This is a genomic window from Embleya sp. NBC_00888 (genome assembly GCF_045207655.1).
Classification (GTDB): Bacteria; Actinomycetota; Actinomycetes; order Streptomycetales; family Streptomycetaceae; genus Embleya.
On record NZ_CP108784.1, the window covers coordinates 5926475 to 5939531 of the forward strand.

Consider the following 13057-nt stretch of genomic DNA (forward strand, 5'->3'; position numbering starts at 1 on the left):
GATCCGAACCGGCCCGGTCCGGGGCGTGCCATACCGCGTCTGCGCGGGCTTTCGTCGTACCGGAGGGGCAACGAGCGGTGGGCGGCAGACAGTGGGCGGCGGGCGGGCGATGCGTGGAGGCGGCGTGAACCCGTCGGCGGGGAGTGGGAGTGGCCGTGACGGTCCGTCAGGGGTGCGTTCGGTCGTGACGGTTCGTCAGAGTGTGCGAGTGGCCGTGATCGTCCGTCAGGGAGCGGGCGGCGCCGAGGTGCTGTCCCGGACGATCAGGGTCGGGGCGACCGGCGTCGCGCCGTGGACGGTGGCGTGACCGGTGCGGAACTGGTCGAACAGCAGCGCCACGCACTGCCGACCGACCTCTTCGAAGTCCTGGTGGACGGTGGTGAGCGAGGGCATGAACCAGGCCGATTCGGCGAGATCGTCGAAGCCCACCACGCTGACCTCGCTCGGCACCGGACGCCCCGCCTCGTGCAGAGCTCGCACGATGCCCAGCGCCATCTGGTCGTTGCCCGCGAACACGGCGGACACCTCCGGGTTCGCGGCCAGTTCGAGGCCGGCCGCGTAGCCGCTGGCGGCGCTCCAGTCGCCGTACAGCAGCGGCGGCACGGGCGCGCCGGCCGCCTTGAGCGTGCGGTGCCAGGATTCGGCACGCCGGCGGGCGGCGTACGAGTCCTGTGGCCCGGACACGTGCCAGACCGTGGGATGGCCCAGGTCGAGCAGATGTGTGGTGGCCAATCGGGCGCCCTCCGCCTGATTGGTGTCCACACCCGGATGCCGGCGGCTCTCCTCGCCGTCGACCACCACGACCGGCAGGCCGGAGGGCAGGCGTAGCGCGGGAGTGTCGAGGATCTGCGCCTCGATCAGGATGATGCCGTCGACGGCCTGCATGGTCAGCCGATCGAAGGCGTCGCGTACGGCGCTCTCGGTCTGCGCGCGCACGCTGACGACGTTCACCGAGTAGTCCGCGTCCTGCGCGGCGGCGACTATGGCTTCGAGGGTGCGCGCGTTGCCGTAGGCGCTGAGGCCGAAGCTGATCACGCCGAGCATCCGGAACTTGCCGGTGGCCAGCGCCCGGGCGGCGGTGTTGGGTCGGTAGCCGAGCATCCGCATCGCGGCGAGCACGCGTTCGCGCGTCGCCTCGTCCACGTTGCTGCGGTTGTTCGCGACGCGCGAGACGGTCTGGCTGGAGACCCCGGCCATCTCGGCGACATCGGCCATGGACGGGGGCCGGGTACGCGTCGCGGACGACCCGCCCGATCCGGGCTTCGCCGACTCTCCGTCCTTCGCCATGCCCCGATCCTTTCATTCACGCCGCCCGCGCCGGGCGGCGGATGCGCTCATGTTCGCGCGAACATGATGCCGGGTCAACAGCGTGTCGTGAACGATCGCGAAGGATTGCCAAATGTCCTCAAAAGCGACATTCCTGCGGGAAGATTCCCGCACGAATGTCCAGGAGATGCCTATTGACAGCCATTGAGGCTGACGGAACACTCTCGAAACGCGCCGCGATGTTGGCGCAAACATTCGGGGCCGGTGGTGACCACCCGCGCGTCCGCCGTTCTCGAAATCCCCGAGTGTTCCGGAGGACCTTCCGTGCGAGTCGACCCGATCCCATGTCGGCGACGGGGCATGCGGTGAAACGCGGCGCCCTGCGGCGTAACCTCACCGGCCACGCCTTCTTCTTCCCGTTCCTGGTGGTCTTCGTCATCGGCGTGGCCGCCCCGCTCGCCTACGCGTTCCGGCTCAGTCTCTACGAGGACCGGATGATCGGGGGCACGGTCTTCGTCGGCTTCGACAACTACTCGAGGCGCTGAGCGACCACCTGTTCTCGGCCGGACCGGCCCGGGTCGCGCTGTTCTTCGCGATCCAGGTACCACTGATGCCGACCTTGTCGCTGCCGGCGGCGTTGGCCATCGACAGCGACCGTCTGCGCGGCGCGCATCCGTGCGTGTCGACGTGGGCGTGTGTTTCTGTGCGCTTCTGCTCATGCCTACTTTTGCCTGCTTATGTCTACTCATGCCTGCGGATTTTGCATGCTTCTGTCCAACCCCCATGCCGCCCGGCCGACCGATCCCAGTGACCATCCGCACGCCCGAGCGGCACGAACCACCCCCGCACATTCGGTAGGCTGTCCTCTCACATCCGGGCGCATAGCTCAGTTGGTTAGAGCACTGCTCTTACAAAGCAGGGGTCGACAGTTCGAGTCTGTCTGTGCCCACCCTGTCTGACCTGCACGTTTACCCAGCGCGAGCATCCATCGAACCAGATGGATGCCCACTTTGTCTTCAGCTGGGGCCGTATTGGGGCCGAGCGACACCAATGCAGCGCCTGCGTTTTCTCGCTACAACTTTTCCGGATGAATTACCGCAATGTTGGCGTTGGCGGCATGGCTGAGGTACTCGTCGGCTTGGTCGAGAGGCTGGCGGGCTAGCAGATCGTTTGCTGTCTGGAAGACTGATCGTCCCCCTGGGCCGCGGCAACCTGATCTCGAAGCGATCAGTTATGGGTGTCGAGTCGAGTCTTCAGGTGGCGCAGGGCCCGCATAGCTCTGCTCGCGAGCTCAGGCGGATGTCGTCTTCGGCGCGTGTGCGTCGGCAGTGGCGCAGTTCAAGGTCCTAAACGGCCCGTCTGCCGTGTTCGTGACGAAGGCCACGCAGCGGTTGCCGTCGACGTCAGTGATCCGCAACTGCGTGCCGGAGCGAGGGCGTTCCTTGCGCGCGAGCACCTGCATGTCCTTCGGCCGTCCCGACGGGGTCGAGCATGTCGGTGACCTCCGCGACCCACGCGCTCTCACGCGGGTGACCGTCGGCGTCGTAGGCGGATGTCCACGCCACCGGCGGGACGGCGAGGATCGCCGCGTGGACCCGGTCTGTGATCGTGAACCCGACCGAGTACGACAACCACCGACCCCGGCGGGAGCGCCACGTTAGGAAGTCGCGGATGCCACCGGCCGAATCCGTTCGTATGTGCATATTTCTTCCCTAATGGTGACGTTTCGGGGCCTGGGCCAGGACCTGGCGGGTGACCTCGAGCTGACCGCACGCGGTGTTTGACCCGGCGTTCCCCTGCGCACCACTCCCATGGAAACCGCCGTCCTTGCGCCCACCATCCAGGATGCCCTTGGCGAAGCCGCCATTGTCGAGGCACGACGACTACGCGCCCACTGCGTGGCCGACACCGGTGTCCTCGTCCGCCTCCGTGACGGACTCCAGTAACTCCCATAGGCCGTCGCGGCCCTATTGCTCGACGACACCATCCTGGTGGTTGAGGCAAACTGAGTGAGCACACACTTCTAACAACTCCTGGAGTTGCCAATGGCTACGTTGGAAGAGCGCGCCGTACGGGTACTGGGCCGCCGCAATGGGGTGGCGGCCTGGCCCTATGGACTAGCCACGCCCAGCCGTGAGCACCTCCAAACGCTGTCTGCCGACAAGGCTCGGGAATCCCTCGCACGAGCGAAGAACGCCCAGAACTCCATCGTCAGATGGGCCGAGCGATACGGATTTCGCGCGTCGGATGCTGGCTGCTGCCCGAACTGGCTTAAGCGCGAGGTTAGCCGCAAGTGCTCCGCCAGTCAGTGCACCCGCTATTGGAATGACGTTCGGCCCGACGCGGCCTGGCTCGACCATGCGGTGGCTTGGGTCAAGGACGGCAAACCAGCGGCACTCACCAGCGCGCCGTACGACGTCAATAGGGAGTTCAAGGAGCGCATCAACTGGTGGCTCGAACAGGACGCGAACCTTCGATTCGTCCGCGGCAGGGGTTGGTATGGCCTCGGGACCCAGCAACTGATCCTGTGGCGGGCCGACCGTATCGCCGTGATCGACCCTGCATGACGTTCATGGTCCCCCCGCACGGTCAGCGGTGCCGGGCATCGCCGCCATCTTTCCCTGGCATGGCAGGGCCCGACCGTGCTGACGCCAGAAATTGATGCTTGTGGGTGTCAAAGGCCCGGCGGCCTTGCGGATCGGCGTCGACGGGCGCCGGGTCAGGCCGATGTCATAGCGCGGCGTCGGGCCGCATCGCAAAGCAGGCGTAGCGTGTTGAGGCCGACTGGCACGGTCGATGCCTTGTGCCCTGTCACGCTGAGCAGCAGTGGAAGTTCGCCTGCCAGGTTCCACACCAACAGCGCGATGGCGCGCGTTCTGGCCATGACGAGGTTCTGCATGACCGCTACGGCACCGCACTCCTGTGGTCTTTGCGGAAGCGGCCATCGCCACTGCCATTTTCGGGCGCTGCTGGGCCTGTCGTCTGGAAGGTGACCCTGCACCGCTCACCGCGACGAGGTATTTGACGTATTCAGTGACGCCCCCGAAAGCGTGCGAAGCAACCCCGGGTGCTGGGTAGTGAGGGTACGTAGTTCCTCTGAGTAGTCGCGTGCCTCGTCATGGTGGCCGAGCTTCTCAGAGGCAACCAGAGCCTGGACAAGGCTGATGGCGCGCACGGCGGGAGCAGTGAAGGCGTCGCCGACGTGGAGCCCTTGGCGTGCGTGCCTCAGAGACATCTCGTAATCCCCAGTGCCACCGCTGTGCTTGGAGATGAGTTGGTGGGCGGTAGCCACGTCGCGGAACTCTCCCCTAGGGGTCAGCAGTGCGATGGCGCGTTCCGCATAGGCCATGGCTTCGCTCGTGGCCCCGGTGTCGAAGTAGTAGGGCACCCTGGCCAGTAGCGTCCGGGCAAGTCGCAGTTCGTCACCGAGGTCGGTGAGAGTAGCGAGCGCCGAGTCGAAGAGAGAGTGGGCCTCTTCGGAGCGGCCAAGACTGTAGAGCGTCTCCGCAGCGTTGGCCTGTGCGAGTGCCTTACCGGAGGTGTTCCCGCACTGCCGCGAGATCTCGATATCCCGCAGGTGCAGAACGAGTGATTCCTCTGCGCGGTTCAAGTGCCTGAGAGTGAGCCCGAGATCATTGCAGACCATACTGACCTTGTGCGGGTTGCCGATCTTCTCGAAGACGGCCAGCGAGCGCCGCTGGAACTCCTCGGCCTCTTCGTGGAGTCCGATCTCGCCGTAGGCGAGGCCCAGTGTGTTGAGGGTCTCCGCAGCGCCGGATTCGTCGCCCATTTCGGTGCAGACGCGCAGATCCTCTTCAAAGAGTCTGATGGCTTCCGAGGTATTGCCCGACATCCGATGGATCGTCCCGAGGTTGTACAACCCCTGCGCGATCTCATGCCTGATATCGAGTCGGCGAAAGAGCGCCAGGCTCTGCTCCAGGAGCGGGGTGGCCTCAGGCAATGAGCCAGTATCCATTAGCAGGCAGCCTAAGACATTGGCTGAGGATGCGATGACAAGCTCGTCCCCGATCTGGACGGCCCTGGCGTAGGCGACGTGCGCCAGTTCCAGCCCAGCGATGAATTCTCGGCGTGAGCGGGCGAGGTTCGCCTTTGAATTCAGAAACACGATTTCGAGCAAAGGCTGGCCCATTGCTTGGGCAGCGGTGACCCCGTGTCTGATCACTTCGTCCCAGTGCAACCACTGGCCGATGATCTCGCAGGTTGCGCTGAGTGCCAACGCCAACTCGGCGGCGTCGGCGACCTTGTCCTCGAGCAGAAGGGGCAAGGCCGCCACGGCGTTTGGCAGTTCCGCGTTCGCCCACGCAAGCGCCGATGCCGTGTCGGTCACGACGGGGCCTCGGGGTGAGCCGGTTCCCGGTGCTTCGGTCATGCCGACGAGGGTGAGGTGTGAGCGGACTGCGGACCGTTTCAGCCACTCCAGCATGCGGCCTTGTGCGACCCGCCGCGACTTCTCGGGGTCCGCTTGCACCTTGTCTCGCGAGTACGTCTTCAGCAGGTCGTGGAAGCGGAATCGCCCGAAGGCGGCGGCCGGTTCGATCAGGTTGGCTTCGTACAACTTATCGAGCAGACGGGCGGCCTGGCGGGTGTCGCAGTCCAGGAGCGCCGAGCACAGGCTGGCGCCGAAGTCCTCGGCGGGCACGAGGGACAGTCTCTTGAACGCGTTCTTCGCGCCCTTTCCGAGTTTCCGGTAGGAGAGGTTGAAGGCCACGCGAACGGCGAGATCCCCGGTCTCCGGGAGTTGCAGGCGCACCCGTTGATCGCGCAGTTCTGCGGCCAGGTCGACCATGCGCATATTGCGTGTTGTGGCCAGCCTGTTGCCAGCGATCCGCAGCGCGAGCGGAAGGTGGCCGCATGAGGAGACGACGTCTTGCGCATTGACGGGATCCGCCTCGACGACAGTGTTCCCGGCGATGGTGCAGAGGAACTCCAGGGAGGCCGCAAGGGGGAAGACGTCGAGATCGGTACGGTGTGCCCCCTCCAGACCGGGGAGCCGGTTGCGGCTGGTGATCAGCACCAACGCCGAATCCCCAGGCGGAAGCAGCGGGCGTACCTGCTTTTCGTCGGCGACGTTGTCCAGCACCAGGACGAGAGGCCGGTCGGCGAGCATACGGCGGTACGTGTCGAGGCGCGCATGCGTGTCTGCGGGGATCTCTTGCTCCGGGAGACCCAAGGCCCGCAGGAAGCGGCCCATGATCTCCTCTGGTTCCGCCGGGCGATCGTCCACTCCGCGCAGGTCGGCGTACAGGTCCCCATCCGCATAGGCGTTGCGTGACTCGTACGCGACGTGGATGGCGAGCGTGCTTTTCCCGACGCCTGGTTTACCGGTGATGATGGCCAACCGGGGCCAGAGGCTTCCGTCAGCGGAGCCGGAGTCGCGACGCAACGCATCGATCTCGGCTTCGCGTCCGATGAAGTCGGAAGGCTTCGACGGAAGGAGACACACGCGTTCACGCATGGAACGGTCCGCGTGCATGGCCGTGACGGTGATGAACGTCGGGTTGGTGATCACTCCGCCGTTGTTGTCTCCGTTGATGGCCACTGCCGCATTGCCTGAGGCTTGTGCGCCGCGGCGCTGCATCACGATTGTCCTCAGGCTTCCGTTCGGATCGGTGCCGTGACGTCTTGGCCCACCGCGACGGATCCGGGGCCAGCGGCAATGGTGCCCTGCGCCCCGCCCGAACCGGCCGCTGGCGGCGCGCTCGGCGCGGCACGGGTAGCCCTCGTCGTGATCCGGCCGTGCGCGGAGCGGCCGACCGCGACGGATCCGGGGCCCAGCGCCGCCACGTTGCTCTGCCCGTCCGGCCCGGACGGTCGGCTCAAGTAGAACGCGAGGGCCGCTCCCACGGCGACCAAGACGAGGAGCGCGAGCCACCAACTCCACGGGGCCCCACTGGTGGCGACGTTGGTGACGGCACCCGTTCCCGCGCTGGCTACGACCGCCATCACTGCGGCCGCGCCTCGTCTGGCCATCGTTGACATAGATATCCTCTTTCGCCTGCCTTCGAACCCCGACGCGGGCGGCGGCGGAGTCCAATATGCCTCTGCGCGAGGCGAGCCCAGTCGACAACGCTAACGTCTGTCGCCGACAGCACGCAGTGGAACGGGCATCAATGACATCAACGGCGGCGGGTGAGAGCAGTTGTCCGCGCCGGAGCGAGCCGTTGGGGCTCGACGTAGGGTGCCAACCTGTAGTGCCTCCCACGCATGGTGCCCTATTCGAGCCGGTATGACTTCTCAAGGGCGCTCCCCATCGGCACCCGTCGGTGGCCTGCGCGATGTGGCCGGTGCCGAAAGCGAACCGATCGGGCCATCGCGTGACCAAACGTTTAGGACGATGGCGAAAGGGCCCCGTCTACGTAACCTCCCCGGGAAGACCCCACCATCGCGACCTACACCGCGCCCGAACCCGCCCTGATGGGGGAACTGGTGACGTGGCTCAACGATGGCGACACCGACGCCCCCGTGCACGTCCGGACTTCCATGGCACACCTGAACCTCGTGAGCATCCGCTCCTGGCTCGACGGCAATGCCGCATGTCACGCGCCCTGTCCACCCTGGTGTTCTCCCGGGAGGCGCTCATGCCCGCCGAGTTCTCCTCCATCGAGAGCGGCTGGGATACGGACAGAACACCTACGGCTATTGCGGAGTCCTCCAACAGGTCGGCGGCCCGTCCTGAGACCCCTTCCCGTGACGCCCACGCCTGGATCCGGTTCTGTGTGGGAGCCCACCATCGCCAAGCCCAGCCGGCCGGTAGACGTGTGGACCTGTACGCTCGAATCCGGCGTGAACTCACGGAACTTGCCGAGCAGACGGGTCTTGACGAACGCGTTGCGTTCGCCCTGATGTCTGCCGCATTCGGGGCGAAGGTCCGCCGGCCCGTATCCCAACACGACGCCGACATCAGCGAGCAATCCGCCGTGCGAGACCCGTGCGAGACCTGCGAGAACTGGTGGCCCACGGCTGGCTGGGGAACCACACGGCAAGGCCCGGGCGAGGCACTACACGGCTGCACGGCGCATGGCGCCGATCCTTGAGAACGTCAGCAAGACCATGCCCGCCTACAGCGAGCCCTACGGCCGCTGACCCGGCTTCCAAGTCCCGCCCTGGTGCACCAAGTGCGTGCGCAAACCCACCGGGGATCGAGGGCCGTTTGCACGCCGTGAGAAATGCGGTGCCCGTGCGTTCGTGTGTCCCCTCCGGCCTTGCGGACATCCGGCCGCAGGCATCGTGCGGCCCCAGTGCGGATCCAACTGGGGCCGTATTGGGGCCGGAAGACACCGGCAACATCCGGTAAGACAAGGCAGGATCGGGAAAGACAGCCGCCCCGATGCCGCGCTGACCAGGGAAGATCCCGTAAGACCAGGCAACATCGGGGCGGATACGTGAAGTGGGCTTTCCTCTTACAAAGCAGGGGTCGACAGTTCGAGTCTGTCTGTGCCCACCCGAAGCGGAGCCCAGGTCAGCGTGCTGACCTGGGCTTTGTTGCTTTTCGTAGCGGGTTGCGCCCGGGCGAAGTGCGTCCGCGGTGTCTTGTGTGGGTGATGGCCCGATGCGGACTTCCCGGCGACGTGGCGTGCGTCTACCGACAGTTCTCGTCGATCTTGTATTGCATCGCCCTCGGGTAGTCGCGCCGGTCGAGTAGCACCCGGACCAGGATCGGGCCCCGGTTGATCTGGTCGTTTTGGTCGGTGACCTTGGTCAGGAGGGTTTCGAGGTCGGTGTGGGTGCGTACGCTCACGCCGGTCATCGGGTGCTTGTCGGTACCGAAGACGTCGGCGAGTCGCTCGTATTGCCACACGTGCAGGTTGTTGTAGAACTCGGCGCCTTCGGACGGGTTTTCCGCGTAGTAGCAGGGGTGTACGAGCATCTGCTCGATACCGTAGAACCCCTCGTTGTCCAGGACGAACACGACGGGGCGCAGCCCGTGCCGGACCTGGGTGGACAGTTCCTGGCAGGTCTCCTGGAAGGAGCCGTCGCCGACGAACACCAGGGGCCGCTTCTCGGGATCCTGCCTGGCCAGGGCCACTCCGGAGGCGGCACCGACCGAGTAGCCGATGGACAGCCAGCTGTTCTGGGCCACGTAGGAGGCGCGCTCGACCATGCGCAGGTTCATCGTGCCGATCAGTGCGAATGCGGCGTCCGAGACCACGGTGAACGGGTTGACGCGCGCACCGGGCGGGCCGCTGTCCTGGTCCTGGAGGAAGGCGTTGACGTGCCGGAAGAGGCTGTCGTACGTCAGGTCCGTCGGGTAGTCGCCGCCCACCAGGCCCGCCAGGAACGCGACGGTGGTGTCGGGGACGTCCAGCCCCGCCGCGTGTGCCTGGGTGAAGTAGTCGGCGGCGAAGGCAGCGGCCCCGAACTCCGCGGTCAGTGCCTCGCGCAGGGCCGGGATGAACCGTTCGAGTTGCACGTCGGGGAAGTAGGAGGCGCCGACGTTGACCCCCTCGTGGGCGGCGACGGCCCAGTCCGGGCCGATCGACTGTTCGCCGCCGAGGTTCTTCGAGGTCGCCCACGAGCCGAGGCCGATCCGGCAGCCGGCGGCGTGGAACATCTTGTACACGTCGGGGTCGCTGGCCTTGCCGTTGTAGACGCCCGAGTAGCCGGGGGTCTCCTCGGAGACGACGGCCTTGGCGCCGATGGTGGTGCAGAACGGGATGCGGGTCTCCCGCACCAGCGCGGTGAGTTCGTCGGAGAGTCGGAAGCGGTCGATCTCCTCGCCGGCCCACAGGATCGGGTTGCCCGCGGTGCGGATCAGTTCCAGGGTCGCCGCGACGGCCTTGGCGAGCATGCGTCGGTTCGGTTCGGTGAACGGCCGTTCGCGCCTGGTCAGGTGCCCCTGCGGCGGGGGGCACTGGGCCGACCACACGTCCGCCATGACTTCCAGGTAGACCGGCCGGCGGTGGGACAGGCACGCGGTGATCGCGCTGTCGATCTGGATGGGGGCCAGGCCGGGGTTGGAGATCATCTGGGCATCGACGGTGACCTGCCGGTAGACGTCGAGGTTGCTTTCGGGGCGCTGGATCATGTGGGTGGTGAGCAGGCCGATCGCCTGCTGGTTGAGCCACTGTTCGTGGGAGGGGGCGGCGTTGATCGCGATCACCGGCACGAATTCGGCGTAGGCGCCACCGATCGGGTTGAGCAGGTTGAACGCGCCCACGCCGTAGGTGACGGCACACGCGGCGATGCCCTGCTCACCGCGTGCGAGGTCGGCGTCGGCCGAGGTGACCCGGGCGTACGCGTCGGCCGCGTACCCGGCGCCGACCTCGGTGGGGGTGCCCACCCAGCGCACCGTGGACTTGGCGTGCATCGTGGTCAGGAACGGGCCGAGGAGGTCGCCCGGAACGCCGAACAGGTGCTTGATACCGAGTTGTTCGAGCCTGATCGCCAGGTATTCGGCGACCGTGCAGTCCTGGGTGGTGGTCATGACGCGGGCATCTCCTCGGGAATTCGGTGGGGCTGCGCGGATCCGTCCACGACCTGGACACCGTCGGCGTCCACGACTTCGGCGACGGTGCCGGGCAGGGCGGGAACGGGTGCGCCGTTGACGGCGATGGCGGCGCGTACGGCCGTTTCCACGGCACCCTCGATCCAGGCGTGCTTGAGCGAGACGTGTTCACCCGCGAAGTGGACCGGGCCCTCGGGCCGGACCACGTCGAGGTGGAAGCTGGTCATCTGGTGCGGCGTGTATACGGCGGCTTCGCCGAACGCGTAGGGGTCGCGCAGCCAGCTCTGGGTCCGGCCCTCGCCGGTGAAGAACACCTCGATGCGCAGCCCGTGCACGGACTGGAGGTTGCGCAGCGCGTAGCCGTAGCGTTCGGCGTCCTCCATCGAGTCCCAGCGCACGGCGTCGTCCGACCACGAGTAGCTCGCGAGGACGACCCCGCCGGAGCTGCCCGCGATCGGGTGGGAGGGGTAGTACATGAAGCGGTTGGGGTTGTCGGTGGTGGAGCCGCCGCCGTAGGCGTTGGTGGCGGGTCGCACACCGGTGTCGTACAGCGGTGTGTTGCGGTAGTAGGCCACCTGCTCGGCGTCGATCCGGGATTCGTCGACGCTGGGGTGGGCGCCGAGCAGCCCGGTGGGCAGGTCGCGCGCGACCGAGGGCGCGGACAGGGCGGCTTCGGCGGGGTCCTCACCCAGGTTTTGGTAATAGTCGTAGAGGTCGGGGTCGATGGCGTCGAGTTCGCGCTTCCAGTCCTCCTCGGTGAACTCCCACCAGCGGCGGGAGAATTCGAGGAGCACCTTGGTGGCCTGGTCGTAATGCGTCTCGATGACGGCGCGGCGCTTCTTGTACGAGAACGGCGGGGTCACCCGGGTGAAGCGCAGGCTGGAGAAGGGGATGGTGACGATCGCGACGTCGCCGGTCCAGGTTTGCGGTTCGGCGTACGGGGAGTCCTCGGGCACGGTCTGGATGACGACCGCGTCGCCGCCGGATCCCACGAGGCCCCCGCCGGCGGCCGAGCCGTCGCGGTCGGGGTCGCGATATTCGAGGCGGACCATACGTTGGCCCATGACGATCTGGTCGCGCAGATCCTTCGCGAGGGCCTCCGGGAGCAGCCGGCTGCCGCCGTCGATCTCCCAGTAGGTGGCTTTCGGGTCGATGTCGCTGCGCCCCAGGAAGGTGTGGAAGAAGGCCAGGTGCAGCCGCGAGGTCATGTTCTCGATGGTGCCGATCGCCTCGACGGCCTCGTCGCTGAAGCCCGCGTACTCGCGTAGGAAGCGGCCCATCGAGAAACCGTCGAAGTCGCGGACGACCGCCGCCCAGCCGTCGAGCCACTGTTCGAAGGGCTTGTTGATCCGTTGGCCGTCGATCAGGTCGGAGTAGTAGTCGCGGACCGGCTCCAGGGCGTCGTGGACCAGTTGTGCCACCGTCACCCGCGATTCGTAGCCGCTGAGGTGGAAGCCCTCGTTGAGCACGCAGGGCTGCTCGGTGTAGCGGGCGCGACGGGCCTGCTCGCGGTTGGTGCGGATCCAGGTGTGGTTGCGCTTGTCCGGTTCGCGGAACTCGGGGCTGGCGGGGCCGTTCGTCCACACCTCGCCGGTGAAGGAGCGGTAGGACACGGGCGGCACCCGCACGTCTTCGTTGCCGGTCGTCGGGTCGATGTCGACGTTGTAGAACAGCCGCCGCTTCAGGCCGAGTTTGTCGATCAGCCCGAGGGTGAGCGGGTGGAAGCTCGGTACGCGCATGGCCCCGGCCTCGGCGTATTGCGCGGGGTCGGCGAACGGGGACGGCTCGCCCTTCCTGGTGTGGAAGGTCTTGATCCGGCCGCCGACCCGGTTGGCGTTGGCCTCCAGAATCGTCACATCGTGCCCGGCCTCGGTCAGCAGCGAGCCGGCGACGAGGCCGGCGATGCCGGCGCCGACGATCAGTACGCGCTTGCGTTGCGGCGGCGGTTGCAGTCCGTTGTCGATGAGGGTGTCCAGGTAGCGCAGTTTGAGGTCTTCGTTGGCGGGTTCGGGGCCGACAAGCAGCAGTTCGCGCGCGAGCTGCCGGTAGGTCTGCTGGTCGGCGCGGCCGGCGGCACCGTTGCCTTGGCCGTTGGAGTTGTTCATCGCACTTCCTGAGGTGGGGACGAGAGTCTTCGGACGGGGGATCGGTTGAGTACCCGAGGGCGGACCGGTCAGGTTGCTGCCGGGCGGGCCGCGGCTTCTCGCGGCCGGCCGGCGCGGGGTGTCGACGGAGGGCGTGAAGGCGTGGACCGCGCCGGTGGTGTCCGCACGGAGGTCTTGGCCTTGGGGTTGCCTTGGCCGGGGCGCGTGTGCGGAAGGTGGC

General features: G+C 66.9%; 8 protein-coding genes and 1 tRNA gene. 3 read left to right on the forward strand and 6 right to left on the reverse strand.

The genetic code is table 11. The annotated features are described in order from the left end of the window. Positions 1-225: 225 nt before the first annotated feature. Positions 226-1215: a LacI family DNA-binding transcriptional regulator gene (locus OG948_RS25435; protein WP_406300336.1), complete on the reverse strand. Its 990-nt coding sequence runs from the start codon at positions 1213-1215 to the stop codon at positions 226-228. A gap of 416 nt (positions 1216-1631) precedes the next feature. Between OG948_RS25435 and OG948_RS25440 the strand changes: the two genes are divergently transcribed. Both OG948_RS25440 and OG948_RS25445 read left to right on the forward strand, forming a co-directional pair. Then, positions 1632-1811 carry a hypothetical protein gene (locus tag OG948_RS25440; RefSeq protein ID WP_406298668.1) on the forward strand — a complete coding sequence of 60 codons (180 nt, stop codon included), beginning with the start codon at positions 1632-1634 and terminating at the stop codon, positions 1809-1811. Positions 1812-2141: 330 nt separating this feature from the next. Continuing rightward, positions 2142-2215 (forward strand) — tRNA-Val (locus tag OG948_RS25445). A 342-nt stretch (positions 2216-2557) separates the two neighbouring features. On the opposite strand, the gene OG948_RS25450 is transcribed toward OG948_RS25445, so the two are convergent. Next, positions 2558-2728, reverse strand: a complete 171-nt coding sequence (locus tag OG948_RS25450) for a hypothetical protein (RefSeq protein ID WP_406298669.1) — start codon at positions 2726-2728, stop codon at positions 2558-2560. Between the two features lie 583 nt (positions 2729-3311). Between OG948_RS25450 and OG948_RS25455 the strand changes: the two genes are divergently transcribed. Continuing rightward, positions 3312-3833, forward strand: coding sequence for a hypothetical protein (locus OG948_RS25455; RefSeq protein WP_406298670.1), 522 nt, complete (start codon positions 3312-3314; stop codon positions 3831-3833). A gap of 152 nt (positions 3834-3985) precedes the next feature. Here the strand turns inward: OG948_RS25455 and OG948_RS25460 are convergent, their stop codons facing one another. The 4 genes from OG948_RS25460 to OG948_RS25475 form a co-directional block, all read right to left on the reverse strand. Continuing rightward, entirely contained in the window at positions 3986-4165 is a 180-nt protein-coding gene (locus OG948_RS25460; RefSeq protein ID WP_406298671.1) for a hypothetical protein, read from the reverse strand. A 105-nt stretch (positions 4166-4270) separates the two neighbouring features. Further along, a complete protein-coding gene (locus tag OG948_RS25465) occupies positions 4271-6865 on the reverse strand; it encodes an ATP-binding protein (RefSeq protein ID WP_406300337.1) in 2595 nt (864 codons plus the stop codon). A gap of 2001 nt (positions 6866-8866) precedes the next feature. Then, entirely contained in the window at positions 8867-10711 is a 1845-nt protein-coding gene (locus OG948_RS25470) for an alpha-keto acid decarboxylase family protein (RefSeq protein WP_406298672.1), read from the reverse strand. Further along, positions 10708-12837 carry a flavin monoamine oxidase family protein gene (locus OG948_RS25475; RefSeq protein ID WP_406298673.1) on the reverse strand — a complete coding sequence of 710 codons (2130 nt, stop codon included), beginning with the start codon at positions 12835-12837 and terminating at the stop codon, positions 10708-10710. Before OG948_RS25475 ends, OG948_RS25470 begins: the two co-directional genes overlap by 4 nt. Between the last annotated feature and the right edge of the window lie 220 nt (positions 12838-13057).

Excerpts from the sequence above, each read along its gene's own strand:
- OG948_RS25435 (WP_406300336.1), bottom strand. The coding sequence starts at position 1,215 with ATGGCCGATGTCGCCGAGATGGCCGGGGTCTCCAGCCAGACCGTCTCG.
- OG948_RS25465 (WP_406300337.1), bottom strand. The coding sequence starts at position 6,865 with ATGCAGCGCCGCGGCGCACAAGCCTCAGGCAATGCGGCAGTGGCCATC.
- OG948_RS25475 (WP_406298673.1), bottom strand. The coding sequence starts at position 12,837 with ATGAACAACTCCAACGGCCAAGGCAACGGTGCCGCCGGCCGCGCCGAC.
- OG948_RS25470 (WP_406298672.1), bottom strand. The coding sequence starts at position 10,711 with ATGACCACCACCCAGGACTGCACGGTCGCCGAATACCTGGCGATCAGG.
- OG948_RS25455 (WP_406298670.1), top strand. The coding sequence starts at position 3,312 with ATGGCTACGTTGGAAGAGCGCGCCGTACGGGTACTGGGCCGCCGCAAT.
- OG948_RS25450 (WP_406298669.1), bottom strand. The coding sequence starts at position 2,728 with ATGCAGGTGCTCGCGCGCAAGGAACGCCCTCGCTCCGGCACGCAGTTG.
- OG948_RS25460 (WP_406298671.1), bottom strand. The coding sequence starts at position 4,165 with ATGCAGAACCTCGTCATGGCCAGAACGCGCGCCATCGCGCTGTTGGTG.